Raw genomic sequence first — 26,960 nt, 5'->3', positions numbered from 1 at the left:
TTATAATACCATGTCTCGTAACTGCTGTATACAGTTTCTATTTCTTGTTTTTACCGTGCCAATAGGCATTTGCAATTCTTCAGAAGCTTCTTTTTGAGTGAATCCTTTAAAATAGAGGAGCTCAATAACTTCTTTACATTTTTGGCCGAGGTTGGTCACAAACTTTTTAATTCCGATAGCATCAGTGCTCCTATCTAAATTGTCATTGCTTGTTATTATATCTACGAAATAATCCGAGTTGAGGTTTTGTTTGGATTGCTTAAATGCTTTAGATCTTGTTTTGTCAATAGCAGCGTTGCGTGCTATATTTAAAATCCAAGTAAAAAATCTTCCCTTTTTTGATGAGTAAGTATCTGCTTTATGCCATGCCTTTATAAAGACATCTTGCATAAGCTCATCAGCAATACTAGAATCTTTTACGATATTGTAAACCACTCCATGTATGCTATTGCTATACATACCATAGAGTTCTTTGAACGCCACCTGATCCTTGTTTTGAAATTGTTGTACTAGTGTTTCTAAATCCTTCATAAGGGGTTATTTTAGAATTTTTGCAGACTAGGGGAAGGATAGTGATGCAATAGCTCTAGTTATAAAAAATGTATTTGTTAATGTTGATTATTCAATAATTCCACCACAACTAACTCTGCTACCAGCAGCACCAGAAGGTTGAGATGTAAAGTCGTCTGTACCTTGATGCACAATAATGGCTTTACCTAAAATATCTTTTGTCTCGTCTCCACAGCCAATACACCATTGGTCTGTTGAAAATAAAACATTACCTATCCCATCTTCTCCAACTTCAAAATTTCCAATATCTCCTTTGTGGTATCCAGCTTCATCTCCCCATTTTCCATGAGGTTGGGCGGTCGGGTTCCAGTGACCTCCAGTCGATGTTCCATCTGGTGAAGAACAATCAGCCTCAGCATGGATATGTATGGCGTGAGTTCCTGGTGTTAATCCACTCATTTTAGCAGACATAGTAACTTTATTTCCTTTTTGTTTAAATTCAACCTTACCAGAAACATTGCTATCGCTCTTTGGAGTAAGCTTAAAGGAGAGCTCTTTACTCATTACCTTTTCATTCTCCATGGTTTCTTCAACCTCGGTTTCCATTTCTGTTTCAGTTTCCTTTTTGTTGTCTTTACAAGCCGTAGCAAATACAATTGATAAGGCTAGTGCTAATAATTTTATATGTTTCATTGGTTTGTTATTTATGTCCATAAAGTTAAATATATATCAATGGTATTGCAAATTCAAACTGAATTGAGTTAAAATTTTCACTAATATAATTAAAATCTGTACGATTTAACATAAAAGGCAACGAGATTAAGAGCTAATTGATTTTTAGCCACAATTTGGGGTCTTTTATGCCTCGTTTTAGATTTTCAGTAAACAAAATGGATTTATCAATACGCGTTTGTGATGCTTTATATCTAGAAATGGCATAGATAATAGTACGCTGTTTACCTGGTGTAAGATTTTCGAAAATTTGAAATGCGTCGTAGTCACTTAAGAGTACAGCTTCTAATTCTTCAGACATTTCAACACCATACTTTGAAGTGTCCTCACACACCTGAAGCTTAAAATAATCATTGGGAAAAACCCCAAGTTCTTTCTGTTTTGCCTTACTGAAATAAATACGAAACAAACCGGTTTTTTCTTTCTTTAGTGCAGCATAGAATTCAATTTGTTGATTTTCGAAAGATGCTATAACCTTTACGCGCTTATGATTATTCTCTATAAAGTCTATAATAGGTTCCTCTGGCAGAATAACACTGTATTTATCTGCCAACGTTACTTCAAACGGTAAACTTTTTAGCATATCTATAAATTAAAGTCTGACATGACAAAAGTCATATTTTAATACCATACATACTAGTAATTTTGAAATATAATAATTAATAGGTATGTGCAACGCTCTTGTAAATAAATATAATGTGGCTGGTCCAAGATACACCAGCTACCCAACGGTTCCGTACTGGGATATGGATTCCTTTTCATTGCACCAATGGAAGGATTCATTAAAACGATCTTTTGATGAGTCCAATACTGCTGAAGGTCTCAGTCTATACATACACTTGCCTTTTTGCGAAAGCCTGTGTACGTTCTGTGGTTGTCATAAACGCATCACCAAACGACACGAAGTGGAATCTCCATATATAAAAGCAGTTTTAAATGAATGGGAATTATACCTGAATTTATTAGGAGCTAAACCTGTAATTAAGGAGCTTCATCTAGGTGGAGGTACACCAACATTTTTCTCTCCAGAGAATTTAAGGTTTTTGATATCAGAATTGCTAAAAACCGCAACTCTGGCTGAAGCATATGAATTTAGTTTTGAAGGGCATCCCAATAATACGACTGTAGAGCATTTACATGTACTATATGATTTAGGCTTTAGACGTGTGAGTTTTGGAGTTCAGGATTATAACTTAAAAGTACAGAAAGCTATCAATCGCATTCAACCTTTTGAAAATGTAAAGCGTGTTACCGATTTAGCTCGAAAAATAGGTTACACTTCGGTTGGTCATGATATTATTTTCGGATTACCATTTCAAACTGAAACTGACGTCATAGAAACCATAAGCATAACCGAAACCTTGATGCCAGACCGTATTGCCTTTTACAGTTATGCCCATGTGCCTTGGATAAAAGGAAATGGGCAGCGTGGTTTTAAGGACGAAGATTTACCATCCGGTGAATCTAAACGTCAACAATATGAAACAGGAAAGCTCCTTTTAGAGAAAATAGGCTATACTGAAATTGGTATGGATCATTTTGCGCTAAAGAGTGATTCGCTTTATAAAGCCATGGAAACCGAAACTTTACACAGAAACTTCATGGGTTACACGGCTTCAAAAACACAAGCTATGATAGGACTTGGAGTATCGTCTATTAGCGATAGTTGGTATGGTTTTGCGCAGAACGTAAAATCCGTAGAGGAATATTACCATTTGGTAAGCCAAGGCATTATACCTGTTTACAGAGGTCATATTTTAAATGTTGAAGATCTTAAAATCAGAAAGCATATCCTCAATCTTATGTGCAACTTTAATACCTCATGGCAAAATGCTGAAATGGATTTTGAAGAATTGCCAGATGTCCTAATTAAACTAAAAGAATTTGAACAGGATAATTTGTTGGAATTTTTGAATAAGGAAATAACGGTTACCGAAAAAGGAAAACCTTTTATAAGAAATATATGCATGGCTTTTGATTTGCTATTGCAACGAAAAAAGCCAGAGACACAATTATTTTCAATGACCATTTAAAACCAAAAAACATGAAAAAAATTATAGTACCCATAGATTTTTCTGAACATTCTGAATATGCCCTGGAAACTGCGGCTTCAATAGCCAAAAAGTTTAATTCTGAAGTGTATGTTTTGCATATGCTACAACTATCTAATGCTATTATAACGGCAAGCGCAAACTCTTTAAATGAAGAAGCTGTTTTTTATTTAAAACTAGCCGAGCAAAAAATGGAAACGTTTTTAGATAGACCATATCTAAAAAATGTAAACGTAATACCAGTGGTAAAACACTTTATGGTATTTAAGGAAATAAATGAACTGGTTAAAGCCCATGATGCAGATTTAATAATTATGGGTTCTCATGGAGTATCAGGTGCCAAAGAGGTGTTTATTGGGTCTAACGCAGAAAAAGTAGTAAGACATGCAGAAATACCAGTGCTGATTGTAAAACATAATCCTATCTTGGTAGAATTTGATACGATAATCTTTGCCAGTGATTTTTCTCAGGACTCTGTTGAGAGCTACATAAAGGCCAAGTCCATTTTTAATAAGTTAGATGCTAAAGTTCAATTGGTTTATGTCAATACTCCAAACTCTGGCTTTAAGAGTTCTGTAGAAATTGACCAATTGATCTCTAAGTTTTTAAAAATAGCCGAAGGTAACTTAGATATGTTTAAGGACGTAGCCGTAGTATCAGATTATTCCGTAGAACAGGGTATTCTTAGTTACGCTAATAGGGCAGGAGCAGATTTAATTGCTGTGGCTACGCATGGTAGAAAGGGTTTGGCACATTTCTTTGAAGGTAGTATATCCGAAGATGTTACAAATCATTCTACGCTACCAGTAATGACTTTTAAAATTTAGATCTTGATGTTTATTAGTTAGGGTATTTTAATGTCAAGGTAAAACGCCAAGGATCTAAGCTTTGGCGTTTTTTTAAACTGTAGATTTATCCGATAACTGATAAATATCATGTTTTATGATGTCAATACACGGTATCTTCGCTTATAAATAAGATAAAATTGTCTTATTTAATTAAAACTATATTAGAACCCATGCAAATACTAACAAAAAACCAGATTAAAATGAAGAAACGAAACATAATCAGTTGTGGAGCTCTACTCATAATGATTCTTTTTATGTCTTGTAAAGATAACAATCAAAAAAAAGAAGTAAGTACAACGGATATGCCTATCAGTAGAGAAATGAAGGCAGAACTAACTTCTCCTCCAAATGTACCTAGAAGTGTAGGAAGAAGAAAAGCTAAAAAGCTTATTGTTAATATGGAGATTCTCGAAGAAGAAGGAGAATTAACGGATGGCGTAAAGTATGTCTATTGGACCTTTGGTGGTTCTGTGCCAGGTAGCTTTATTAGAACCAGAGTAGGAGATGAGGTAGAGTTTACTTTATCCAATCATCCAGATAACAAATTACCACATAATATCGATTTACATGCTGTAACTGGGCCAGGTGGAGGTGCAGAGTCTTCATTTGTTGCTCCAGGTCACGAAAAAACATTTTCATTTAAAACCTTAAATCCAGGACTTTACGTTTATCATTGTGCAACAGCGCCAGTGGGTATGCACATAGCAAATGGTATGTATGGTCTAATATTGGTTGAGCCAGTAGGTGGTTTACCTCAAGTGGATAAGGAATACTATATAATGCAAGGTGATTTTTACACCAAAGGCAAAAATGGAGAACGAGGATTACAACCTTTCGATATGCAAAAAGCAGTGGATGAAAATGCAGATTATGTGGTCTTTAATGGTAGTGTTAATGCCCTTACGGGAGATAATGCTATAACCGCTAAAGTTGGTGAAACCGTTAGACTTTTTGTTGGTAATGGTGGTCCTAACCTTGTATCTTCTTTCCATGTTATCGGTGAAATATTTGATAAGGTACACGTTGAAGGTGGTGACACTGTTAACGAAAATGTACAAACTACATTAATACCTGCTGGAGGTGCTGCTATAGTAGAATTTAGAGTAGATGTTCCAGGAACGTTTATCCTGGTAGATCACTCTATATTTAGAGCCTTTAACAAAGGAGCTTTAGGTATGCTTAAGGTGGAGGGTGAAGAGGATAAAAGAATATATTCGGGTGAAATACGCGAAGGTATTTATTTACCTGAAGGTCCAGGAATACAGAATATGCCTACAACTGATGAAGTTGTAGAATCTGAAATTCCGGCAAAATCTTTTGACGAACAAATGAAGTTTGGTAAACAAACCTACATGCAGACTTGTTTTGCTTGTCACCAAGCAGAAGGTCAGGGTATTCCGAATGCGTTTCCTCCTCTTGCCAATTCAGATTACCTAAATGCTGATGTAGAAAGAGCAATAGATGTAGTTGTTAACGGATTGAGCGGTGAAATTACCGTTAATGGCGAAAAATATAATAGTGTAATGACTAAACAGCTGTTGTCTTCAGAAGATGTGGCAAATGTGTTGACCTACGTTTATAATAGTTGGGGAAATTCTGGTAAAGTTGTTACCAAAGAGATGGTAGAAAAAGTAAAAAATAAATAAATCAATAATATGAAAACCAAAGTCTTTAGTCTGTTGTTAATTTGTTTTGTGTGTCAATATTTAACGTATGGGCAGACTGAAGACATGGTTTTAATTGAAGGTAGCAGATACATTCCCCTTTATGGCCGCGACTCTACAGTCGTTGAGGTAAACGATTTTAAAATGGATAAATATCCGGTAACCGTTGAGGATTTCGAGTTGTTTGTTAAAGAAAACTCCAAATGGAGAAAATCTAATGCTATTAAATTATTTACGGATAAGAGTTATTTGTCCAATTGGAAAAATGACTTTGAAAGTAAGGATTCAACAAAATCTAAAAGCCCAATTACCTATGTATCTTGGTTTGCTGCCAAAGCCTATTGCGAATGTCAAAATAAACGTTTGCCAACAGTAGATGAGTGGGAATATGTAGCCATGGCAGACGAAACTACAAAAGACGCACGCATAAAACCTACCTATAATGAACGAATTTTATCCTGGTATGAAGCTCCGCGCACTAATGAGAATATCATTGGTGAAACACCTAAAAATGTTTGGGGAGTTTACGATTTGCATGGCCTAGTATGGGAATGGACCTTAGACTTTAATTCGGTGTTAATTACCGGAGAATCCCGTAAGGATGTGGATAAAGACAGTAATCTGTTTTGTGGAAGTGCTGCTGTTAATGCCACGGACTTAATGAACTATGCAGCGTTTATGCGCTATGCTATAAGAGGAAGTTTAAAAGCTAAATACTCAATGAAAAATTTAGGTTTTAGATGTGTACAAGATGTTAAAACTGAAAGCGAATGAAGCATATTAAAATTATATTATCAGTGTTGGTATTACTTGGGGTGGCAATCTCATGTAATTCAGATAAATCAAAAGCATCAAATGATGCCTTGACAGTTTATCAATGTTCTATGCTGTGTGAAGGAGCTAAATTCTATGATGAAGCTGGTAGTTGCCCTGTTTGTAAAATGGATTTGAAGCAGATAGAAAAGGCTTCAAAAGAAATGGAAACCGATGAAATTTCAGAAGAATCTATTTTCAATTTAACGAGCAAGTGGCATACTGAAGAAGGAAAAGAAATTCAGCTTGAAGATTTAAAAGGCAAAACACTAGTAATGGTCATGATTTATACATCATGCAAAGCAGCTTGCCCAAGATTAGTAGCAGACATGCGAAATATTGAAGCTCAAATTCCTGAAGAAAAATTAAAGGATTTAACCTTTGCGTTAGTCAGTATAGACCCAGAAACCGATACACCAGAACGTTTAAAAGCCTTTGCCATAGAGAACCAAATGGATGATGAGCAATGGACCTTTTTACAAGGCACAGAAAGTGGTGTAAGGGAATTTGCCAATGTATTGTCTGTAAAGTATAAAGAAATTTCACCTATAGATTTTTCACATTCTAATATTATAAGTGTGTTTAATGCTAAAGGCGAATTAAAACACCAACAAGAAGGTTTAGGAGTTGACAACAAAGAAACCATAGAGACTATCCTTCAACTCATTCAATAAAAAATACTGAAATGAAAACGATTCTAACAATCCTATGCTTAGGACTTGTAATGACATCCTATGCACAAGAATTTGAACTTTCAACAGAGATAAGACCACGTTTTGAGTATAGACATGGATTTAAAACCTTAATTCCAGATGATGAAGATGCGGCATCATTTGTTTCGCAGCGTACGCGATTATATCTGAATTATAAAAGTGAAAAGTTGAATGCCTTTGTCACGTTTCAAAATGTAAGAGTTTGGGGAGATGTCTCTACGTTATCAACTTCAGATAAAAACGGAATTGCTATTCACCAAGCTTGGGCTCAATTACTTTTAGACTCTAAATTCTCATTAAAAATGGGACGACAAGAAATTAGTTATGATGACCACAGAATTTTTGGAAATGTGGGTTGGGCGCAACAAGCACGTAGTCATGATGCACTTATTGCAACATATCAACCTAATGCTAAAAACCGTCTGGATTTTGGATTGGCAATGAATGAAAATACCGAAATCTTATTCGATACCGAGTATGCGGTTAACAACTATAAAGCGTTTCAATATTTATGGTATCATACCGATTTTAATGCTGTAAGTCTAAGCCTTTTAATTCTAAACAACGGATTGCCATATTTTGATGAAAACGAGGAGCAGCAAGTAGATTATAACCAAACCATAGGTTCTAGGTTTACATTTAATAAAAACAAGCTAAAAGCAGATGCTTCAATTTATTTTCAAACGGGTAAGATCGCAGATACAGATCTCAGTGCTTATAATATGGCAGCTAATGCTTATTATAATATCAGTGAAAATTTCACCACTGGTTTGGGAGTGGAATACCTTTCTGGTACTGATATGAATACAACGGAAAATACACTGAAATCATTCAATCCTTGGTTTGGAACCAATCATAAATTCAACGGATTAATGGATTATTTTTATGTTGGCAATCATGCTAATTCTGTAGGATTATTAGATGTTAATGCCACATTAGCTTACCAAAAAGAGCAGTTTTCGGTAAAGCTGGTGCCTCATTTCTTTTCTTCTGCAGCTATTGTAGTTGATAATACAGGGAAAAAGATGAGTAATGCTTTAGGGACAGAACTCGATTTGGTTTTGGGTTATAAATGGACTAAGGATATCAATTTTCAAGCAGGATATTCCCAACTATTTGCAACGGAAACCATGGAAATTTTAAAAGGTGGGAACAAAGACAATACCAACAATTGGGCTTGGTTGATGGTAACCGTTAAGCCAAGGTTGTTTAAAACGGTATTTAAGGAAGATTAAAGCATTTATATTAATTTCGTCTCATTTTACCAGTCATTTCTTCGATATTAATAACAAAAACTATAGGAATATCATCACTATCAATTTTTGCAGAGAATTCATTTATAAAATCCAAATCTCGTAATTCTTTTCGCATAATTACATCTTTAACACCTAAGGAAAATTCGTGTAGCAAGGCTTTTGCACTGCTGCCTTCGAGTTCTTGGTATAAACCATGTACTACAACAGATTGCCAATTGGTTACAGATTTTATTTCACTAACTTCTAGTGCTACGGCATTATGTTGTCTTAAGGCATGGATTTTATGACCATCGCCAGAATAACAAATAATTTTATCGCCTTTATGAAAATAAGTGATAGGCAGAACAAATGGTTTGTTTTGATAAATATATGCTAAGTGACCAATGTAGTTTTGGTGTAATATGAGTTTACATTCTTCTTGATTTAATGACTTTATCATAGTTTTTGGTTTAAGTTAACTTAAGCTAAAGGTACTTCTCAGAAAAGAGAAAAATTATGACATATATCAGTTTCAAGATGTTTGTGTTGTTATTTCCAAAATAGGTCTTTTTCGTTTTCTACAAATTTTTCAGGCTGATGAATTTTTTCAATGTGAAAAAATTCGTCTTCAGTTGCTACTTTCTGAATTTCAGGAAAAAGCACACGTTCTTCAAACCTGATGTGCTGTTCTAATTCTTCTTCAATCTTACTTAAAGTTTTTATATCATCCTCACGTTCTTCAAATAACCGTTTTAAGCGTCTATGTTCTGCCAGAGCACGTTTTACCAATTCGTTTTCGTCTTCTAAAATTGGAAAAATGTGATTTTCCTCTATTTCAAAATGAGGAATAAGATGGTTTTTGTAAAACCAATCTGCATAGGTTCTAATACGTTTTGGATCGATGTTTTTACTGAATCCTGTTCTGATTTTCCAGGATAATAATAAACCATGATGATGCTCTCGACTCAATGGTTGAAGTGCTTTATGACGTTTTTGAGGTTTTGGCTGCATAAGTATAGAGTTTAATAATATTGATTAATAGGAAGCTGATACCTAATGGCAATAAAATGCTAAATAGAAATAACAACAGATAGTAATGCCGTAGCATACCGCTTCCGAAGTAAAACATAGTACCTTGAATTAACAAGAGTAATTCTGTTAATACAAAGCCTAAAAGAAAACTATAAATACCAAAATATAGAGGTTTTGAAAACCTTACCAAATCACTTTTCAAGATAAATGCAAATAGAAATCCTGTGATGACACCTAGCATTAACAAATGGATAAAACCTATTACAAAATTTCTATGGTTATAGACAACTTGAGAAAATTCTGGTAAAATTGATAGCGACTGAAATGCTACTTTTAAGATAAAGCAGAGCAGTGCGAAACTGTACATATAAAACACAACTTTGTTTTTGTAATTCAGCATTGATTTGAGATTTGGTTTTATAAGTTGAAAAAAATTAACAAGCGCTATAATTTGAAGAATAACACCAAGTCCATTAATCCACAGCAAACTTTTATGAGGTGCAAACCACTGAATTGGCAAGGCCAAGGTCAATAGGGTGGAAAGAATTAATAACCAAAAAAACTGTTTGAATTCTTTAGGGTTTTCAATTTTTAAAAGATGAAAAAACACCGCCAAAACGGCAATTAAAAACCAACCATTAAACTGAAAGTGCAAAAAGAACTGAATCGCTATTTGATAAAATGCTGAGGTCTGTCCAAGCGTCGCAACAGCTGGTCCCAAACACCAAACGCCAATGGTTGAAATAACCATAAATATTAAAGAAGTCTTTACTAATTTTTGGCTTACGGTTGAATTGGTCTTATGATGTTTCCAAATCAAATAAACAAAGTAATAACTACAGAAAATATGCAATGTTGAAAATGAAATAGAAATTGCCGCATAACCTTGAAATGGAAAACTCAACATCATACCAATTACAGCGAATTCCGTTAGCCAAAACAACCGATTAAAGATTTTGGGTTCATTGGGTACAAAGTAATGAACAAACAGTGCGAAAATCATTAAATACCCCCAACCTAACATGGCAACATGTGAGTGAGCATGCGTTAGAAATCTATAATTTATACCAATGGATTCTATGAACGAAAAACGCAATGCCAAACCCATAAGGGCAGCAATTAAAAAGTTAACTAAGCATATAATGACTAACTTTTTTGGCATTATTATAATTTAGGAATTAGAAATTTAAGGATTCTAAAGAAGAAAATCCTGAATTGTTTGTGGAAAACATATCAGGATTTCTTCGGAAACTGGAATTAATTAGGGATTGCTATTAACCAAATTGTTGCTCTAATTTTATAGCTTCAGGAAACAGAATATTGTTTTCCAAATGAATATGTAGATGCAAATCTTTTTCAAATTCATCTAACATTGCAAAGGTGACTTTATATGTATTACAAGCATCTGCTGGTGGATTGTAGTTATCTGTTAGTTCTGCGATCTGTCTAAAACGGTCTCCTTCATTATCATGCTCGTCTTTCATCATGGAGATTGGGTTTTCTACGATGCCAAATTGAGGAGATTGCACAACTCCGTTTTCTAATTTTGCTTTTACCATTTTCTTTATGAAAGGGAAGAGGATAAGTTCTTCTTTTTTCATGTGTGATGCCAATTCGCCTGCTGAAGCTGTAAATAGTTCGTTTATTTTATGTAATTCAGGGTGACGTTGACCATGAACACGACATAACTTATCTAAAAATTGACGTATGACAGGAATTTTTTCTTCAACATATCTATGGTGTTTCTTTTCAATATACTCAGCCAACAAATCTAATGGCCAAGACTTATAATCAATAGTTTCTCCAGTTTTCGCATTTATTATTTGATTAATTTCATCCATTAGTTTAGAACTGTCGAGTCCTTTTTTCTCACAGGCTTCTGCAATAGTTCTATTGCCATTACAGCAAAAATCAATTTTGTATTTAGAGAAAATTGCTGCGGTTCTAAAATCGTCTGCAACATACTGTCCTATTTCTTTTTCGGTGTTTTTTTGTAGTACTTCCATGTTTTTGTTTATTTAAGATAAATTTATCCTATTTATATTCAAATTTTTTTAAATTTTTAAAAATGAGACACCAGATTTAATATCTAATGCTAATTGTTCTAAGGTTGTATGTTCTAACATATCCTTTAGTTCTTCCCTGACTACCTTAAATTTGTCGTGTACAGGACATGGGTGATTTTCATTACAAGTATGTAAGCCTAAACCACAACCTTTGTAAATATTATCTCCATCAATGGCATATACTATTTGCGATAGTTTGGTGGTTGTAATTTTATTCCTATCCATTTCAAAACCACCATGTGCACCTCTAACCGAATTTACAACTCCATGTCTCACTAAGGCTTGAAGTATTTTAGCCGTAAATGCTTGTGGTGAGTCGATTTCTTTAGAAATTTCCTTGGGAGTAACACGTTTGTTTTCAGAAGAATTTACAGCAATAAAAATTGCTGCTTTTATACCATATTCACAAGCTTTTGAAAACATATTAACTGTGTTATTACACCACAAAGATAAGCTATTATTTTAAATAAGACAAAAATATCCTAATTAAAAAATATCAATGACATTCTATACTACTCGAAGCCATTTCCACAACCGGATCGGGTGAGAGGTAAGGTATTCCCAAACCTAAGCCACGAAGAATAAAAAGAACTCCAATAATTACAACAAAAACAGGTATCGCTTTTTGAATACGTTGTTTTATGGTACTGTTTAAAAATTTTCCTAGATAAATAGCTGTGGTCATTAATGGAATAGTCCCAACACCGAATAAAACCATGTATAGGCTGCCTTCTGCTAAACTGCCAGTAGCTATAGCGCCAAAAACAGCCATATAAACCAGGCCGCATGGTAAGAAGCCATTTAAAAAGCCAATGGTTAAAAAGGTGTCTGCGGTTTTCTTTTTTAGGGCTTTCCCCAACGATGATTTTACTTTAGAAATTAATCTATAAAGTGGTTTTGAAAGATTGTATTTACCAATGCTTTTGTGTGGTAAAAGGACAACGACAATCATTAAAATTCCAATGATAATAGAAAGCTGTTGCTGAACTCCAAAGATGTAAAGACTTTTGCCTACTAATCCAAAGACCAGACCAATTAAGCTATAAGCTAATAATCTACCGAAATGGTAAATTGCAATCTGGCTTATTTTTTTTAAGGAATTAGAACGATCAACAGGTAACATAAAGGCTATTGGTCCGCACATACCAACGCAGTGCAGACTTCCCAGTAAACCCAATATGAACGCCGAAACCAACATTAGTAAAGTATTTCCTTTTTATAGAGGTAGGCTGCATTTTTATATGTCCAATCTACTTTAATGTTCCAACGACCATCTAACAAGCGTTTGTCAGGTATGAGCAAATTGTGGTCGGACAGTGAAATCGGTGTTTCAAAATCCAATTGCTTATTAGATGGTCTATATAGGAACACTGAGCCTTTAATAGCTTCGAAATCCATTTGTTCAGGAAACGTAATTACAATACCTTCAGCTGTTTTTTTCCAAGATATATTGGTTGCCAATTTTCTGGCATTTGTTTCTTTATCAATATCAGATTGAAATTGTAACTCTTGTTTATAATAATCTTCAACGACTAAATCATGATCATATTTATCATCCGTACTCATATTAATAACAAAGTATAGGATGAAGGCTATAAAAGCCACAAATGCAATTACAATTGCTGTTCCCCAGTTTATTTTCATGTTTTCTACTTCCCTAAAAAACGGGAATCTCTTTATTTAATTCTTTTGTCATCCTGAACTCGTTTCAGGATCTTTATTAAAACGCACTAGTTTTTTTGATTAATTATAACTTCGAGGACCCAAGAAATTAACCGTAGTTGTTTCTATGAGTTCATCGTAGCTATAGACATCAATTCTCAATTTATTTTTATCACCAGATAAATCACTTTGCTTAAGTTCAATGAACATGGTGCCTTCTGCAATACCTTGTGGCTCAACTATAAATGTATCTGAAATGGATACTAATTTAATTTCACCATCAATACCTCTCAGTTTAAAGCTAACATTTGTTATGGTATCAGTTGTTTTGTTAACTAATTTGTAAGTAAAGACATTGCTTATAACGTTATTATCCTTACGCTCATAAAGTTGACCAGGCAACCTTAATATCCTTGCTTCAACATCATTTCTTAAGGCCAGCATACCTGCTAAAACACCAATTAAAATGACCAGTACCGCGATGTATCCTTTCAGACGAGCCGTTAATTTAAAGGGCGCTTTCTTTTCAATGTTTTCTTCACTTGCATATCTAATCAATCCTTTAGGAAGGTCGATGCTTTCCATAATATGATCACATTCGTCAATACATGCTGTGCAGTTTACACACTCTAATTGTGTGCCGTTTCTTATGTCTATTCCTGTTGGGCAAACGTGTACACATTGTAAGCAATCAATACAATCTCCATAACCCAGGGCTTTCCGGTCTTCATTTTTTCTGAATTTTTTTCTTCCGTTCTCACGTTCTCCACGTTTATGATCGTATGCTACAACAATAGATTTATTGTCTAGGAGTACTCCTTGCAATCTTCCATAAGGACAAGCGATAATACAGACCTGCTCTCTAAACCATACAAAAACAAAATAGAACACGCCAGTAAAAATGACTAGTGGAATTAACGTGCCTATATGCTCAAAAGGACCATCAGTTATATATCTCAATAATTTGTCACTTCCAATAAGATAAGCCAGAAAAACATTAGCAATAAGAAATGATACTACTAAAAAAATAAACCACTTTAAAAGGCGCTTTCTTATTTTCTCGGCATTCCATTTTTGTCTTGCCAAGCGTCTTTGTTTGTTACGGTCGCCATCGATCCAATATTCTATACGTCTGAAAACCATTTCCATAAAAATAGTCTGTGGACAAATCCAACCACAGAAGATACGACCAAATCCCACTGTAAATAATGTGATGAATACCACACCGATAATCATCGAAATTACAAACAAATGAAAATCTTGAGGCCAGAACGGAAAACCGAAAATGTTAAAACGCCTTTCTATAACATTGAACAATAAAAACTGATTGCCATTAATCTTAATAAATGGTGCAACAAACAGGAAAGCTAATAAAATGTAGCTTACTATTTTTCGTTTTTCGTAATATGGGCCAGATGGTTTTTTGGGATAGATCCAGTTGCGCTTGCCCTCTTCATCGATGGTGCCGATAGAATCCCTAAAAACTTCATTTGGTGGCGTTTCCATTTATGGCGTTATTTTTCTATTGATAATCAATAGAGGTTTCTAGAGAATCTGGGATTACACGTTCTACTTCTATATTAACGTCGTGTACTTCTTCTCCTGTTTCAGTATCTTTTAAAGACGCTTCAATCCAAACTTCACCTTCGGCTTCTTTTGGTTCTGCTGGCGAAGTACCTTGAAATTTTAGAACATAACTCGCTACCTGTGCCATTTCCAATGGTTTTAATTCCGTTTTCCAAGGTACCATTCCCTTTCCATCACGCCCACCTTCTGATATGGTATTAAAGACATTTTTTATGCCTCCACCTAGAATCCAGTATTGATCAGTTAGGTTGGGGCCAATACCACCTCCGCCATCAGATTTGTGACAAGCGATACATCTTTCTTCAAAAATTTTCTTTCCAGCATTTAAGTCACTGGCATCAACCAAGATTTCTACGGTATTTATATCCACTAAGTTTTTGGCAGTTCTTTTGTATTCTGCTATTGCTCTTTCTGCCTCTGCATATTCAATTTCATATTCGTCATATTGGTCATCAGCATTAAAGACGTGGTAACGAGCCATATATATAAATCCGAAAATTATAGTAAGATAAAAACTGTAAACCCACCATGGAGGAAGATTGTTATCGAGCTCTTTGATGCCATCATAGTTGTGGTCGAGGATAATTTCACCTTCTTCCTCAATTGGTTTAGTACCTAAAAGTTTGTTATAGGCGCGTTTTAGCCAACGCACAAATTTTGGGGTTTCAGCACGTTTGAGGTCATAACGGATTTTGGCTTCTTCGTCTAAACTCTGGTACAAAATGTTGTCCATTGAGCCAACAATAGCCTCTATGGCCAGAAGAATCAATAAAACCAATAATAAAAACAACATTATGGCTGGTTGCTCCATAAATGCTGGTTGATCGCCAGAATCAACGAAATATTCAACAAGACCTGCAATAAAGAAAAATACGACAGGTACTCTTATATATGAAGGAATTAAATGTCTCATGATAATTGATCGTTTTGGTTGTCTAATGGTATATGGCTAACGGTTTTGATGTATTCCTTTTTTGCTGTAATTACCCAATAGAATAACACTACAAAGAAGATAAAGAATACGAGGAGCGATATCAAAGGGTAAATTTCTATACCTGTGATACTTTCCATATGGTTTTTTACAAATTTCAACATGACGTTATTGGTTTTGAGCAGTTTCTTTTATGTCCTCTACTTTGATATCGGTTCCCAACCTTTGCAAATAAGCGATAAGCGCTACAATTTCGCGGTTTTTCATTTCAATAAAATCTTCTCCAGCAGCGGCTTTATCTGCTTCGTAAGTTTTTGCAAAATCAGGATCAGTGTATAGGTTCTTTTCAATTTGAGTGCCTTGTTCTAACATCGAAGTCTGTGCATTGGCAATATCTTCTTCAGTATAAGGTACTCCTAGTTCTACCATAACTTCCATTTTGTTTTCAGTCATGGATTTATCAAGTTCATTTCTAATTAACCATTGGTAGGCAGGCATTATGGAACCACTAGATGTGCTTTGTGGATCGTACATATGGTTGAGGTGCCAGTTATCTGAATACTTACCTCCAACACGGTGCAAATCTGGTCCTGTACGTTTACTTCCCCAAAGGAATGGGTGATCGTACACATATTCACCTGCTTTAGAGTATTCGCCATAACGTTCTACCTCACTCCTAAATGGACGAATCATCTGTGAATGACAACCTACACAACCTTCTCTAATGTATATATCACGTCCTTCCAACTCAAGAGGAGTGTAAGGTTCTACACTACTGATTGTTGGAATATTGGATTTTACAACTATCGTTGGAATAATCTGTACAATACCGCCAATGAGAATGGCAACAGTTGCATAAATAGTTAATAATACTGGCTTACGTTCTAACCAAGTGTGCCATCCCTCTCCAGCAACACGTCTTTTAGAAACACGTTGCAATGCAGGTGCTTCAGCAAGCTCGTCTGTTACTTTGTTATTAGACCTTACAACCGTCATAATAACGTTGTACACCAAAATGAGCATACCTGTTATATAAAGTGTTCCTCCAATGGCTCGCATCCAGTACATTGGCATGATTTCAGTAACAGTTTCTAAAAAGTTGCCATATACTAAAGTGCCATCAGGATTAAATTGCTTCCACATACTAGCTTGGGCAAATCCAGCAACATACATAGGCAAGGCATATAGAATAATACCCAATGTGCCTATCCAAAAATGAGCATTAGCCAGACCAACAGAATGTAATTTGGTTTTGAATAACCTTGGAATTAACCAATAGATCATGCCGAAAGCCAAAAATCCATTCCAAGCTAGAGCACCTACGTGCACATGTGCAATAATCCAATCTGTGTAATGGGCTATGGCATTTACGTTTTTAAGTGAAAGCATAGGGCCTTCAAACGTTGCCATACCGTATCCTGTAATGGCAACTACCATGAATTTTAAAACAGGGTCCGTACGGACCTTGTCCCAAGCACCACGCAAGGTCAACAAACCGTTAATCATTCCTCCCCAAGATGGAGCCAATAACATAATTGAAAATGCAACACCTAAATGTTGAGCCCATTCCGGTAATGCTGTGTATAATAGATGATGAGGTCCTGCCCAGATATAAATGAATATCAATGACCAAAAATGAACAATAGATAATCTATAAGAATACACAGGTCTATTTGCAGCCTTTGGTACAAAGTAGTACATCAATCCTAAGAAAGGTGTCGTTAAGAAAAAGGCAACCGCATTGTGTCCATACCACCATTGCACAAGTGCATCCTGCACACCTGCATAGACAGAATAACTTTTTAGGCCACTGACAGGCAATTCTAAACTATTAAAAATATGAAGTACTGCAACGGTAACAAAAGTTGCTAAGTAGAACCAGATGGCAACATATAAGTGACGTTGGCGACGCTTTAAAATGGTGCCGATCATATTGATACCAAATGCAACCCAAATGATGGCAATAGCAATATCAAAAGGCCATTCTAATTCTGCATATTCCTTAGAGGTCGTATATCCTAGCGGAAGCGTGATTGCTGCTCCAACAATTATAAGTTGCCAACCCCAAAAATTGATGTTACTTAATAAATCGCTAAACATCCTGGCTTTAAGCAAGCGTTGTAGTGAATAATAGACTCCAGCAAAAATCGCATTACCAACAAAAGCAAAAATCACAGCATTGGTGTGCAAAGGACGTAAGCGACCAAAACTAAGCCAAGAAATTCCGTCTGTCATATTTGGGAATAAAAACATAAAGGCCAGAATAAGACCTACTAGCATACCAACAACTCCCCAAAGTATGGTGGCATAGAGGAATTTTTTAACGATTTTGTTATCGTAATAGAATTGTTGCATTTCCATATTAAAAAAATTAGTCAGTTTTTGTATTGATTGGTTTTTCGGTTTTTGATTTTACAAGCTCGTCTTCAAAAAGCATGCGTACAGATGGAGTATAGCTGTCATCATATTGACCAGACTTTACAGCTGCAATGAATATGAAAAAGAATGCTACGCCAACAATGACGCTTATAGTCAATAAAATATATATAACACTCATACCTATTTGAAGTTACGGTTCAAAATTACTATTGAACTTATTTTTAAAACATGACATTTGTCATATAGAATCGTTTATTTTAATCTTCTTCCTAAAAAGTTTGTGCAAATGGTTGTGAATACCACAATGCTTATAGAACTTAAGGGCATTAAAATAGCTGCAATCACAGGCGCTAATTGACCTGTTACAGCAAAGTATAAACCAATGATGTTATAAAAGAACGAAAGCAGAAAACTCCATTTAATGATTTTTATAGCAGATTTTGATGCCATTATGTAAGGGTACAATTGCCTAAATTTTGAAACATCTAAAATGGCATCACAAGCTGGTGAAAACACATTGACGTCTTCAGAAACTGCAATACCAACATTACTTTGTGCTAGTGCTCCAGCGTCGTTTAAACCATCACCAATCATTAAGACTTTTGCACCCTCAGATTGATGATATTTAATAAACTCTAATTTGTCTTCTGGTTTTTGATTGAATATCAATTTGGTTTTTGCAGGAAGCAACTTCTTTAGATTTTCTCTTTCCCCTTCGTTGTCACCAGAAAGAATAACCAAATCAAAATGTTTTTTGAGTTGATTAAAAAGTTTGGATACACCTTTTCTGTAACTGTTATAAAAGGTGTATTTCCCTTTGTACATATCGTTACTGCTAATATGTACAGTAGTATTTAAAACTGCAGTTTTCTGTGGCTTACCAACAAAATTTGCTGAGCCAATTTTAAGATTAATGTCGTTATGTTGGGCCTCAATACCTTTACCTATATGTTCTTCAAAGGTGTCTAAAGTTATTATATTGTGTTCGTCCAATAAGTTATAAAGACTTCTACTCAAGGGATGGTTAGAGCCTCTTAAAGAATTTTTAAGAACTAAATGTTCAAAATTAGAAAGTGATTCCCCTTCATAAACGGCGTTACTGGTTTTATTTGATGTAATGGTTCCTGTTTTATCAAAAATAACCGTGTTAATTTGTGCAAGTTGCTCAATAACACTGGCATTTTTAATGTAGAACTTTAGTTTACCAAAAATTCTCAATAAGTTTCCAAAGGTAAAAGGCGCCGAAAGTGCAATAGCACAAGGGCAGGCAATAATGAGTACGGCTGTAAAAACGTTCATTGCTTTACTGGCATCTGTAAATAACCAAAATGTAGTGGCTACAAAGGCAATGGTCAGTATGGCAATGGTAAAGTGTTTGCTAATGTTATTGGTAATGTTTGTAAAACCATCTTCCTTGTTCTTGTTGAAGACATCATTACTCCATAACTGCGTGAGATAGCTTTGCTCAACAGATTTAAGTGCTTCTAGCTCTATGACACCAGCCGTTTGTTTGCCACCAGCAAATAACTTATCACCAGATTGTTTTGAAACGGTTTGCGATTCACCTGTTACAAAACTGTAATCTATCTTAGCTTTACCATTAATCAAAATACCATCAACAGGAATTAGCTCTTCATTTCTAATGAGAAGCCGGTCTCCTTTTTCGATATCATACACTTGAATGGAATTTTCGCTTCCGTCTTTTTCAATTTTTGTAATGGCGATTGGGAAGTAAGACTTATAATCGCGCTCAAAGGATAAGAAGTCATAGGTTTTTTGCTGAAAGAACTTTCCAACTAAAAGAAAGAACACCAAACCAGCAAGGCTATCAAAAAAACCTGAACCCAGATCGAACATAATTTCGATAGTACTTCTAATAAAAAGAACGGAAACTCCCAAGGCAATGGGTACATCGATATTAAGCAACTTGGCTTTTAGACCTTTAAACGCCGAAATAAAATAATCTTGAGCCGAATAAAACACCACAGGAACCGAAAGCACAAACATTAGCCAACGGAATAGAGGCTTGTACTGCTCTAACCAATATTCATTGACTTCAAAATATTCTGGAAAAGACAAGAACATAATGTTACCAAAAGCAAAGCCGGCAACACCAAGTTTATAGATTAAGGTACGGTTAATATGTTTTTTGCCAGATTTAAAATCGTCTAAACTAATGTAAGGTTCATAGCCAATTGAGCTTAGCAGTACAACTATGGATTTTAAATCGGTTTCTTCAGAATTGTATGTAATTCTAACAGTTTTTTTACCAAAATTGACCTGTGATCCTGAAATATTAGGGTTCAGCTTATGGAGATTTTCAAGTATCCAAATACAAGAACTACAGTGAATATGAGGAATGTAGAGGGTAGCAATTTCTACATGATCACTTCTAAATTCAGTTAGTTTGTCAATGATGTTTTCTTGAGATAAAAAATCGTATTTACCTTCAATCTCCTTAGGGATTGCGCCAGGCGAATTCTGTAAGTCGTAATAACAGGTGAGATCATTTTCGTTAAATATCTCGAAAACGGTTTTACAGCCATTACAACAGAACGACTTTTCCTGAAAAGAAATGACATGATTACCACAATTGTCACCACAATGAAAACACGTTTTGTTTTCCATTTTATTTGCTCATTTATACCTGTAACAAAGGTCACATAAGCTTAACTTTTAAAATATGATATTTGTCATGTTATTCTTATATTTGGAATACTATCCGAGAATCAATCAATATGAGTAAATGTCAGTCGTGTATAATTAAAGAGTTTAACGCATTAAAATCCTTGACAAGAGATGAATTAATGCGTGTTTCGGCTTGCAAAACAGGAAAACTCTATAAAAAGGGGGAGATTATTTTTGAAGAAGGTGAAACGATTAACGGAGTGTATTGTGTTAAGGATGGTGTATGCAAGCTTTCTAAATTGAGTGAAAACGGTAAGGACCAAGTTGTAAAGTTAGTTGTAAAGGGTGGTTTACTTGGTAAACGCTCATTGGTATCGGATCAGAAAACCAATTTAAGTGCTATTGCTCTAAATGATATGGAAATGTGTTTTATTCCTAAGAGTGAAATTATGTCTGACCTTTCAAAAAATCCGAAGTTTACCATGGATGTATTGAAGGAAATGGCAAACGATTTAAAAGATTCTGATGATTCGTTGGTTGACATGGCTCAAAAGTCGGTTAAAACCAGAATGGCAGATATTCTATTGTATATACATGATAATTTTGGTACTGACGACGAAGGTTATTTAAGTATTATCTTATCTCGTGAGGATTATGCTGGTATTGTAGGCACAGCTACGGAATCTGCAATTAGAATCTTATCTCAGTTTAAAAAAGAAGGATATATTTCAACTAAAGGAAAACGTATAAAAATTGAAGATGATAAGGGTCTAAAATGGATAGAGTAAAAAGATTATACAAAATAAAAATCCCATAGCATTTACTATGGGATTTTTTATTGATTTTATATAAATTATTCGGTTTCAGTTTCTATTTTTTTTGAGGGTTTTTCACCATCAAGAGGTTCATTTTCCTTTTTAAGATGTACATCTAAAAACTCTATAATTTTACTATAGGCTTCAATTTGATTTTCCTTTTTTATAAAACCATGACCTTCATCTTCAAACAATACATACTCAACAGGAACACCGTTTTTTCTAACGCCAGCTACAATTTCATCAGATTCAACTTGTAATACTCTTGGATCCTTTGAACCTTGAAGCACAATTAGTGGTTTGGTAACTTTATCGGTATGGAATAATGGTGAAATCTTTTTGAGTCTTACGGAATCCGCTGAAAACGGGTCACCCAATTCATCATAAAGTGCTTCTCTAAAAGATTCCCAATACGGTGGAATACTTTTTAAGGTTCGCATCCAATTGGTTACTCCAAAAAGGTTGACACCAACATCAAATTCTTCTGGTGTATAGGTTAATGCTGCCATGGTCATATAACCACCATAAGAGCCGCCAATAATTCCTATTTTTTCACCATCTATTTCTGGCTGCGTCGCTAACCAGTTTTTACCTTCAACACAATCTTGTAAATCTTTCTCACCATGGTTTTTGTCATCCATTTGATAGAACGTTTTTCCATAGCCACTACTACCACGATTATTAACGGCAAGAACCGCATAACCTTGGTTGACCATGTACTGAATCAATGAACTAAAGTTTTGGCGTGTTTGTCCACCAGGACCACCATGTACCCATACCATAGCAGGTACTTTATTATCCTCAGAGGCCTGATGTGGTAAGTAATAAATCGCTGGAATCTCAACACCATCAAACGATTTGTAGCGAATCACTTTTGCTGTTACCAAATCTTCTGGATTGATCTCTTCGTTAAGTACATTCGTGAGTTTATATTGTTCTTGAGTATCGAGATTATAGGTGTATAAGTCAGAAGGCGCATTTGATCCACCAACATACATACGCATCCATTTTTCGTCGTCACTAAAGCTTACACTTGTAATACTTTTTCCTTCAAAATCAGGTAAGTCTATTGGTTCCATGGTTTTGGTATCCAAAACTTCAATGGCATTTTTACCATCTTCGTTAACGTAAACAACCATATAAGTTCCTTCTGAAGTAAAACCACTGCCCATAATATCCCAAGATTTCTCAATTTCTTTTTTCTTTTCCTTGGTGTTTAAGTCATAAGACATTAAGTATGAAAACTCAGAACCATCATCAGTGGTGTAATAGAATTTGCTGTTGTCTTTAGAAAAATCTTGAGCCGAATTACCGCTCATGTTATCATTTATCTTGGTAGTTTCCTTGGTTTTAGCATTGTAAATAAATAAATCACTATCGTTGGTATTTACGGTTTTTGACAAAGCGAAATAGTTTTCATCTTCAGACATACCACTAAAATCCATCCCATCGTTGTTTTGGTATAGCAATTCTGATGAATAGTCATCAATAGACATTTTGTAAACATCAAAATACTTAGGGTCTCTTTTATTAGAGCCATAGTACAGATACTTGTCGTCTTTAGACCAACCGTAAAAATTGGCTTTAGCACCTTCTATAGGTGTAATGTTCTTAATGCTACCATCGGTTTCTCTAACATACAAATGGTCAATTTCATCACCATTACCATCAGCACTTAATAACATTCTATTATCATCAGGAAAATAGGCATTGGCGAAGTAAGATGTACTATCTGATTGTGTAATCGGAGTCATCTCAACACCTTTTGTAGGTATGGTATAAACGTTATAGATGCCAGAACGGTTACTTGAAATTAAAAGTTTACTGTTATCTGGTGAAAAGCTTCCACCTCCCACAGCTTCGTTATCCATAAATTGATTTATGGTATAATTTTGAATGTCACGCTGCGCTGTCTGTTGTTCTTTTTTGTCTTCTTTGCAAGAAAACATGGAAAGCACAATACATAATGTTAAGAATTTTGTTTTCATAATTTATTGTTTTTTGATTGTTAGTCGATACTAAACACCTTGGTCTCTTTAAATGGATCCATTTGAATTTGTTTCATTTGGTCTTGGTATTCTTTCCACTCTTTATTAAAGAAACTGTTGGTTTCACCTAGAAGCTTATCTATAGCATCTTTAGCATGTTTTATTAAGGTCGTCTCAGTAGAGGTTATACCATTTTGACTGTTGTACACATAACTTTGAGCTGTTCTCAATCGCTGTAAAGGTGTTACTTCAGGATTTCTGGTTATCCCTTGGCGCTTATCTATTTTACCTAAATATTTATCAATTAGACTGTCTATGGCTTTTACAGTGTTTTTTGAAGCTTCTATCTGTTCTTTATACGTCTCCTTATCTAATTGAGATAGTTCTTTTTTATACTTTTCAGCAATGTCTTTACTTTCTACTAACTGCTCAACGGCATTTGCAACTGTTTCTTGTACTTGCTCAAGTTGTTTAGCCGTAGCATAGACTTCATCAATGTTCTTTTGAGACACATTTAACCTTGGGTCTGATTCTACTTTGATACTAGTTTCAGAAGTTTGATCTCCATAATGCAATACAGCTCTATATGTTCCTGGTTTTACACTGACACCTCCAGATTCTCTGGTCTGTTTTCTGATACGTCTAGATGGTCTGCTTACACCAGCTTCATCCATATACCATGTCCATTTACGGATACCGTTTTCCTTTGGTGCTTTTTGTTTTAACGTTCTGATTAATCGATCTCCATCATAAATTTTAAGTTGAAGTGAGTCCCATTTTACGGTTTTTTCCTTGTCTGAAGTTGAATCCATGTCATCTTCTTCCTCTTCCATGTCATCATCCTTCGCTTTGTTTTCATCAGTTTTCTTTGGTTGCTCTTTTTTGTTGAATAAGTACGAGAAACGTGCTCCACCACCACGATTTTCACCATGATACATCGCATCAGCTCCGAAACGGCTTCCTGTTGGTTGTTGGTATGCAGCCTGATAAGCTGTTGGTGGATCAAATAACTCAATATTTGAATTCATTATAGATGAATTCTTCGCCATTTCCCTTAACGGTCTTATATCATCTAAAACCCAAGCTGCACGGCCAAAAGTTCCTATGACTAAATCGTGTTCTCTTGAGTGAATTACCAAATCCTTAACTGAAGTTGTTGGGAAACCTTCTGTCCATTTGATCCATTTTTCTCCAGCATTTAAGGAGACATATAAACCATCATCAGTACCTAAGAACATTAAGTTGGGTTCTTCTAAGTCTTCAACTATGGCTAAGGTGTAACTTTCTACATCATTTTCATCCACAATGCGTTCCCATGTTTTACCGTAGTTTTTAGTTCGGTAAGCATAAGGAGTATAATTAAAACGTCTATAATCATTCGCGATTAAAAGGGCTTCGCCTTTATTTTTGTTAGATGCTTTTATCTGTGCAATCCAACTGCCCTCAGGTAGTCCTTTAATGTTTGAAACGTCTGTCCAGTTGTCACCTCCATCTTGGGTGTAATGCACACGACCATCGTCTGTACCAACCCACAGCATATCTTTTTCAACAGGAGAAGGTTCTATCACCAAAATTGTGGTGTGGTTTTCTGCACCAGTAGCATCCATTGTGAGGCCACCACTTTCCGATTGTTTTTGTTTTTCAGGATCGTTGGTAGTTAAATCTGGGGAAATCACTTCCCAAGTTTCACCTTTATCCGTGGATTTGTGTACAAATTGACTTCCGAAGTAAATGGTACTATTGTCAAAAGGATCAATGTTTATAGCTGAATTCCAGTTGAACCTTAATGCCACATCCGGATCTGGATGTGTTGGTCGTACACCATAATTATTACCGGTTTTCCAATCGTAACGACTTACAAAACCTTGCTGACTCATAGACCAACCATAACGACTATCGTCTCTGTCTGGAACCACGTCAAAACCATCTCCAAAACTAATTTCTTGCCAATAGCTATTTCTAATCCCTTGCGCACGCCAGACATAAGCTGGTCCTCTCCAGGAACCGTTATCTTGCATTCCGCCATAAACATTATATGGAAATTCATTGTCTACATTAATATGGTAGAACTGGGCTACAGGTAGGTTACCAATAAAACGCCAAGTTTTACCACCATCTCTGGTAATATTCATTCCACCATCGTTACCATCGATCATAAAACTTCCATCTTCTGGATGAATCCACCACGCATGATGGTCTGGATGAATGCCGTTACTCACTCCGTAAGCAGGCATAAGTTGTTCAAAATTCTTGCCGCCATCTTCAGAAACATTTACATAAGTAAACACTGAATAGACTCTATTTTCATTTTGAGGGTCAACATAAATTTCCGAATAATAAAACGGACGGTTTCCAATATCATTCTTGTCGTTGATTTTTTTCCACTTAAAACCACCATCTTCACTTTTATAAAGTGCATTCTTTTTGGCCTCCACTAATGCATAAATGATATTTGGCTTGTTTGGAGCAATAGCCACTCCAATTCTACCCAATTCTCCTTTTGGAAACCCATCATCTTCTGTGATTTTTTTCCAAGTTTCACCACCATCGTGCGTGATGTGCAGTCCTGAGCCTTTACCACCTGAATTAAAAAACCAAGGGTCGCGCTTATGTTCCCACATAGCAGCAATGAGCTTATTCGGATTTGTAGGATCCATCACTAAATCGGCAACTCCTGTTTTGTTATTGGCAAAAAGGATTTTGTTCCAGGTTTTTCCTCCATCAGTAGTTTTAAACACTCCACGCTCTGGATGTTCTCCCCAAGGTGAACCGATGGCACCAACATAAACCACATCCGGATTGGTAGGATCTACTATAATCCTATGAATATGTCTTGTGTTTTCAAGTCCCATAGCCATCCAGCTTTTTCCACCATCGAGCGATTTGTAAACACCAAAACCACCATTAAGTGAGTTACGAGGATTACCTTCTCCTGTACCGACCCAAATAACACTTGGATTGGATTGTTGAATTTCTACAGCACCAATGGATGCCGTTAATTCGTTATCAAAAATAGGTTCCCATTTTATGCCGCCAGAAGTTGATTTCCAAAGGCCTCCAGATGCTGTGCCAACGTACATTACATCAGGATTGTTGAGTACAACATCAATCGCAGTAACACGACCAGACATTCCACCAGGCCCAATATTGCGAGGTGCCATATTCTTGACCATGTCCATTGAAAATTCTTGTGCAGAGAGTAGTGCTATGCAGAAGAGCATAACAAGCGTCGATAATTTCTTCATTTGTTTAAGGTTAGTTAACTAAAGCCTTAAAGTTAATGAAAAGATAAATGCGATTTCTAAA

General features: G+C 35.4%; 25 protein-coding genes. 7 read left to right on the top strand and 18 right to left on the bottom strand.

Features of this window, described 5'->3' with window-relative positions; genetic code table 11:
• The 3 genes from ACQ65V_RS00280 to ACQ65V_RS00270 all read right to left on the bottom strand — a co-directional run bounded on the left by ACQ65V_RS00280 (position 1) and on the right by ACQ65V_RS00270 (position 1,825).
• A complete protein-coding gene (locus ACQ65V_RS00280; protein ID WP_155089439.1) occupies positions 1 to 531 on the bottom strand; it encodes an RNA polymerase sigma factor in 531 nt (176 codons plus the stop codon).
• 87 nt (positions 532 to 618) lie between these two features.
• Positions 619 to 1,203 (bottom strand): superoxide dismutase family protein, encoded by a 585-nt coding sequence (locus tag ACQ65V_RS00275; RefSeq protein WP_273292175.1) that lies wholly within the window; start codon positions 1,201 to 1,203, stop codon positions 619 to 621.
• Positions 1,204 to 1,336: 133 nt separating this feature from the next.
• On the bottom strand, positions 1,337 to 1,825 hold the full coding sequence (locus tag ACQ65V_RS00270) for a YdeI/OmpD-associated family protein (protein ID WP_430466435.1): 489 nt from the start codon (positions 1,823 to 1,825) through the stop codon (positions 1,337 to 1,339).
• Between the two features lie 85 nt (positions 1,826 to 1,910).
• Here ACQ65V_RS00270 and hemN point away from each other — a divergent pair, with 85 nt between their 5' ends.
• The 6 genes from hemN to ACQ65V_RS00240 all read left to right on the top strand — a co-directional run bounded on the left by hemN (position 1,911) and on the right by ACQ65V_RS00240 (position 8,566).
• Positions 1,911 to 3,275 carry an oxygen-independent coproporphyrinogen III oxidase gene (gene hemN / locus ACQ65V_RS00265; protein ID WP_430466434.1) on the top strand — a complete coding sequence of 455 codons (1,365 nt, stop codon included), beginning with the start codon at positions 1,911 to 1,913 and terminating at the stop codon, positions 3,273 to 3,275.
• Positions 3,276 to 3,286: 11 nt separating this feature from the next.
• Positions 3,287 to 4,120 (top strand): universal stress protein, encoded by an 834-nt coding sequence (locus tag ACQ65V_RS00260; RefSeq protein ID WP_430466433.1) that lies wholly within the window; start codon positions 3,287 to 3,289, stop codon positions 4,118 to 4,120.
• A 275-nt stretch (positions 4,121 to 4,395) separates the two neighbouring features.
• Positions 4,396 to 5,787: a copper-containing nitrite reductase gene (gene nirK / locus ACQ65V_RS00255; protein WP_430468600.1), complete on the top strand. Its 1,392-nt coding sequence runs from the start codon at positions 4,396 to 4,398 to the stop codon at positions 5,785 to 5,787.
• Between the two features lie 9 nt (positions 5,788 to 5,796).
• Positions 5,797 to 6,579 (top strand): formylglycine-generating enzyme family protein, encoded by a 783-nt coding sequence (locus tag ACQ65V_RS00250; RefSeq protein WP_430466432.1) that lies wholly within the window; start codon positions 5,797 to 5,799, stop codon positions 6,577 to 6,579.
• Positions 6,576 to 7,292, top strand: coding sequence for an SCO family protein (locus tag ACQ65V_RS00245; RefSeq protein ID WP_430466431.1), 717 nt, complete (start codon positions 6,576 to 6,578; stop codon positions 7,290 to 7,292). The genes ACQ65V_RS00250 and ACQ65V_RS00245 overlap by 4 nt, the downstream gene beginning before the upstream one ends.
• Positions 7,293 to 7,303: 11 nt before the next feature.
• On the top strand, positions 7,304 to 8,566 hold the full coding sequence (locus tag ACQ65V_RS00240; RefSeq protein ID WP_430466430.1) for an alginate export family protein: 1,263 nt from the start codon (positions 7,304 to 7,306) through the stop codon (positions 8,564 to 8,566).
• A 10-nt stretch (positions 8,567 to 8,576) separates the two neighbouring features.
• Here the strand turns inward: ACQ65V_RS00240 and ACQ65V_RS00235 are convergent, their stop codons facing one another.
• The 13 genes from ACQ65V_RS00235 to ACQ65V_RS00175 all read right to left on the bottom strand — a co-directional run bounded on the left by ACQ65V_RS00235 (position 8,577) and on the right by ACQ65V_RS00175 (position 20,851).
• Positions 8,577 to 9,026, bottom strand: coding sequence for a pyridoxamine 5'-phosphate oxidase family protein (locus ACQ65V_RS00235; protein WP_273292187.1), 450 nt, complete (start codon positions 9,024 to 9,026; stop codon positions 8,577 to 8,579).
• Positions 9,027 to 9,115: 89 nt separating this feature from the next.
• On the bottom strand, positions 9,116 to 9,577 hold the full coding sequence (locus ACQ65V_RS00230) for a hemerythrin domain-containing protein (protein WP_430466429.1): 462 nt from the start codon (positions 9,575 to 9,577) through the stop codon (positions 9,116 to 9,118).
• Positions 9,549 to 10,760, bottom strand: a complete 1,212-nt coding sequence (locus ACQ65V_RS00225; RefSeq protein ID WP_430466428.1) for a hypothetical protein — start codon at positions 10,758 to 10,760, stop codon at positions 9,549 to 9,551. The genes ACQ65V_RS00230 and ACQ65V_RS00225 overlap by 29 nt, the downstream gene beginning before the upstream one ends.
• Before the next feature lie 112 nt (positions 10,761 to 10,872).
• Positions 10,873 to 11,604, bottom strand: a complete 732-nt coding sequence (gene ric, locus ACQ65V_RS00220; protein WP_155089450.1) for an iron-sulfur cluster repair di-iron protein — start codon at positions 11,602 to 11,604, stop codon at positions 10,873 to 10,875.
• Positions 11,605 to 11,652: 48 nt separating this feature from the next.
• On the bottom strand, positions 11,653 to 12,087 hold the full coding sequence (locus ACQ65V_RS00215; RefSeq protein WP_430466427.1) for an RrF2 family transcriptional regulator: 435 nt from the start codon (positions 12,085 to 12,087) through the stop codon (positions 11,653 to 11,655).
• A 73-nt stretch (positions 12,088 to 12,160) separates the two neighbouring features.
• A complete protein-coding gene (locus ACQ65V_RS00210; RefSeq protein ID WP_430466426.1) occupies positions 12,161 to 12,862 on the bottom strand; it encodes a sulfite exporter TauE/SafE family protein in 702 nt (233 codons plus the stop codon).
• The gene (locus tag ACQ65V_RS00205) at positions 12,862 to 13,308 is read right to left on the bottom strand and encodes a FixH family protein (RefSeq protein WP_273292198.1); all 447 of its coding nucleotides are present in this window, start codon (positions 13,306 to 13,308) and stop codon (positions 12,862 to 12,864) included. Before ACQ65V_RS00205 ends, ACQ65V_RS00210 begins: the two co-directional genes overlap by 1 nt.
• Before the next feature lie 99 nt (positions 13,309 to 13,407).
• Positions 13,408 to 14,832 carry a cytochrome c oxidase accessory protein CcoG gene (gene ccoG, locus ACQ65V_RS00200; RefSeq protein WP_155089454.1) on the bottom strand — a complete coding sequence of 475 codons (1,425 nt, stop codon included), beginning with the start codon at positions 14,830 to 14,832 and terminating at the stop codon, positions 13,408 to 13,410.
• Between the two features lie 16 nt (positions 14,833 to 14,848).
• Complete coding sequence (locus ACQ65V_RS00195; RefSeq protein ID WP_430466425.1) at positions 14,849 to 15,826, bottom strand: cbb3-type cytochrome c oxidase N-terminal domain-containing protein; 978 nt, start codon at positions 15,824 to 15,826, stop codon at positions 14,849 to 14,851.
• The gene (locus ACQ65V_RS00190) at positions 15,823 to 16,008 is read right to left on the bottom strand and encodes a CcoQ/FixQ family Cbb3-type cytochrome c oxidase assembly chaperone (RefSeq protein WP_430466424.1); all 186 of its coding nucleotides are present in this window, start codon (positions 16,006 to 16,008) and stop codon (positions 15,823 to 15,825) included. Before ACQ65V_RS00190 ends, ACQ65V_RS00195 begins: the two co-directional genes overlap by 4 nt.
• Positions 16,009 to 16,012: 4 nt before the next feature.
• On the bottom strand, positions 16,013 to 18,205 hold the full coding sequence (ccoN, locus tag ACQ65V_RS00185; RefSeq protein WP_430466423.1) for a cytochrome-c oxidase, cbb3-type subunit I: 2,193 nt from the start codon (positions 18,203 to 18,205) through the stop codon (positions 16,013 to 16,015).
• A 10-nt stretch (positions 18,206 to 18,215) separates the two neighbouring features.
• Positions 18,216 to 18,401: a cbb3-type cytochrome oxidase assembly protein CcoS gene (ccoS, locus tag ACQ65V_RS00180; RefSeq protein WP_430466422.1), complete on the bottom strand. Its 186-nt coding sequence runs from the start codon at positions 18,399 to 18,401 to the stop codon at positions 18,216 to 18,218.
• A gap of 74 nt (positions 18,402 to 18,475) precedes the next feature.
• Positions 18,476 to 20,851 carry a heavy metal translocating P-type ATPase gene (locus tag ACQ65V_RS00175; RefSeq protein ID WP_430466421.1) on the bottom strand — a complete coding sequence of 792 codons (2,376 nt, stop codon included), beginning with the start codon at positions 20,849 to 20,851 and terminating at the stop codon, positions 18,476 to 18,478.
• A 110-nt stretch (positions 20,852 to 20,961) separates the two neighbouring features.
• On the opposite strand from ACQ65V_RS00175, the gene ACQ65V_RS00170 reads away from it, so the two are divergent.
• Complete coding sequence (locus ACQ65V_RS00170) at positions 20,962 to 21,639, top strand: Crp/Fnr family transcriptional regulator (RefSeq protein ID WP_430466420.1); 678 nt, start codon at positions 20,962 to 20,964, stop codon at positions 21,637 to 21,639.
• Between the two features lie 65 nt (positions 21,640 to 21,704).
• On the opposite strand, the gene ACQ65V_RS00165 is transcribed toward ACQ65V_RS00170, so the two are convergent.
• On the bottom strand, positions 21,705 to 23,654 hold the full coding sequence (locus ACQ65V_RS00165; RefSeq protein WP_430466419.1) for a S9 family peptidase: 1,950 nt from the start codon (positions 23,652 to 23,654) through the stop codon (positions 21,705 to 21,707).
• 20 nt (positions 23,655 to 23,674) lie between these two features.
• The gene (locus tag ACQ65V_RS00160; protein WP_430466418.1) at positions 23,675 to 26,899 is read right to left on the bottom strand and encodes a VPS10 domain-containing protein; all 3,225 of its coding nucleotides are present in this window, start codon (positions 26,897 to 26,899) and stop codon (positions 23,675 to 23,677) included.
• Positions 26,900 to 26,960: the final 61 nt, after the last annotated feature.

The sequence above is a fragment of the Winogradskyella ouciana genome (assembly GCF_965284585.1).
GTDB lineage: Bacteria > Bacteroidota > Bacteroidia > Flavobacteriales > Flavobacteriaceae > Winogradskyella > Winogradskyella ouciana.
This window is presented reverse-complemented; position numbering and strand designations above follow the sequence as displayed.

What these genes read in the sequence shown, in the direction of transcription:
- ACQ65V_RS00205 (WP_273292198.1), bottom strand. Translation starts at nt 13,308, where the DNA reads ATGAAAATAAACTGGGGAACAGCAATTGTAATTGCATTTGTGGCTTTT.
- ACQ65V_RS00280 (WP_155089439.1), bottom strand. Translation starts at nt 531, where the DNA reads ATGAAGGATTTAGAAACACTAGTACAACAATTTCAAAACAAGGATCAG.
- ACQ65V_RS00270 (WP_430466435.1), bottom strand. Translation starts at nt 1,825, where the DNA reads ATGCTAAAAAGTTTACCGTTTGAAGTAACGTTGGCAGATAAATACAGT.
- hemN (WP_430466434.1), top strand. Translation starts at nt 1,911, where the DNA reads ATGTGCAACGCTCTTGTAAATAAATATAATGTGGCTGGTCCAAGATAC.
- ACQ65V_RS00275 (WP_273292175.1), bottom strand. Translation starts at nt 1,203, where the DNA reads ATGAAACATATAAAATTATTAGCACTAGCCTTATCAATTGTATTTGCT.
- ric (WP_155089450.1), bottom strand. Translation starts at nt 11,604, where the DNA reads ATGGAAGTACTACAAAAAAACACCGAAAAAGAAATAGGACAGTATGTT.
- ACQ65V_RS00215 (WP_430466427.1), bottom strand. Translation starts at nt 12,087, where the DNA reads ATGTTTTCAAAAGCTTGTGAATATGGTATAAAAGCAGCAATTTTTATT.
- ACQ65V_RS00195 (WP_430466425.1), bottom strand. Translation starts at nt 15,826, where the DNA reads ATGAGACATTTAATTCCTTCATATATAAGAGTACCTGTCGTATTTTTC.
- ACQ65V_RS00250 (WP_430466432.1), top strand. Translation starts at nt 5,797, where the DNA reads ATGAAAACCAAAGTCTTTAGTCTGTTGTTAATTTGTTTTGTGTGTCAA.
- ACQ65V_RS00170 (WP_430466420.1), top strand. Translation starts at nt 20,962, where the DNA reads ATGAGTAAATGTCAGTCGTGTATAATTAAAGAGTTTAACGCATTAAAA.
- ccoN (WP_430466423.1), bottom strand. Translation starts at nt 18,205, where the DNA reads ATGGAAATGCAACAATTCTATTACGATAACAAAATCGTTAAAAAATTC.
- ACQ65V_RS00210 (WP_430466426.1), bottom strand. Translation starts at nt 12,862, where the DNA reads ATGTTGGTTTCGGCGTTCATATTGGGTTTACTGGGAAGTCTGCACTGC.
- ccoG (WP_155089454.1), bottom strand. Translation starts at nt 14,832, where the DNA reads ATGGAAACGCCACCAAATGAAGTTTTTAGGGATTCTATCGGCACCATC.
- ACQ65V_RS00235 (WP_273292187.1), bottom strand. Translation starts at nt 9,026, where the DNA reads ATGATAAAGTCATTAAATCAAGAAGAATGTAAACTCATATTACACCAA.
- ACQ65V_RS00260 (WP_430466433.1), top strand. Translation starts at nt 3,287, where the DNA reads ATGAAAAAAATTATAGTACCCATAGATTTTTCTGAACATTCTGAATAT.
- ACQ65V_RS00245 (WP_430466431.1), top strand. Translation starts at nt 6,576, where the DNA reads ATGAAGCATATTAAAATTATATTATCAGTGTTGGTATTACTTGGGGTG.
- ACQ65V_RS00165 (WP_430466419.1), bottom strand. Translation starts at nt 23,654, where the DNA reads ATGAAAACAAAATTCTTAACATTATGTATTGTGCTTTCCATGTTTTCT.
- ACQ65V_RS00160 (WP_430466418.1), bottom strand. Translation starts at nt 26,899, where the DNA reads ATGAAGAAATTATCGACGCTTGTTATGCTCTTCTGCATAGCACTACTC.
- nirK (WP_430468600.1), top strand. Translation starts at nt 4,396, where the DNA reads ATGTCTTGTAAAGATAACAATCAAAAAAAAGAAGTAAGTACAACGGAT.
- ACQ65V_RS00190 (WP_430466424.1), bottom strand. Translation starts at nt 16,008, where the DNA reads ATGTTGAAATTTGTAAAAAACCATATGGAAAGTATCACAGGTATAGAA.
- ACQ65V_RS00240 (WP_430466430.1), top strand. Translation starts at nt 7,304, where the DNA reads ATGAAAACGATTCTAACAATCCTATGCTTAGGACTTGTAATGACATCC.
- ACQ65V_RS00230 (WP_430466429.1), bottom strand. Translation starts at nt 9,577, where the DNA reads ATGCAGCCAAAACCTCAAAAACGTCATAAAGCACTTCAACCATTGAGT.
- ACQ65V_RS00225 (WP_430466428.1), bottom strand. Translation starts at nt 10,760, where the DNA reads ATGCCAAAAAAGTTAGTCATTATATGCTTAGTTAACTTTTTAATTGCT.
- ccoS (WP_430466422.1), bottom strand. Translation starts at nt 18,401, where the DNA reads ATGAGTGTTATATATATTTTATTGACTATAAGCGTCATTGTTGGCGTA.
- ACQ65V_RS00175 (WP_430466421.1), bottom strand. Translation starts at nt 20,851, where the DNA reads ATGGAAAACAAAACGTGTTTTCATTGTGGTGACAATTGTGGTAATCAT.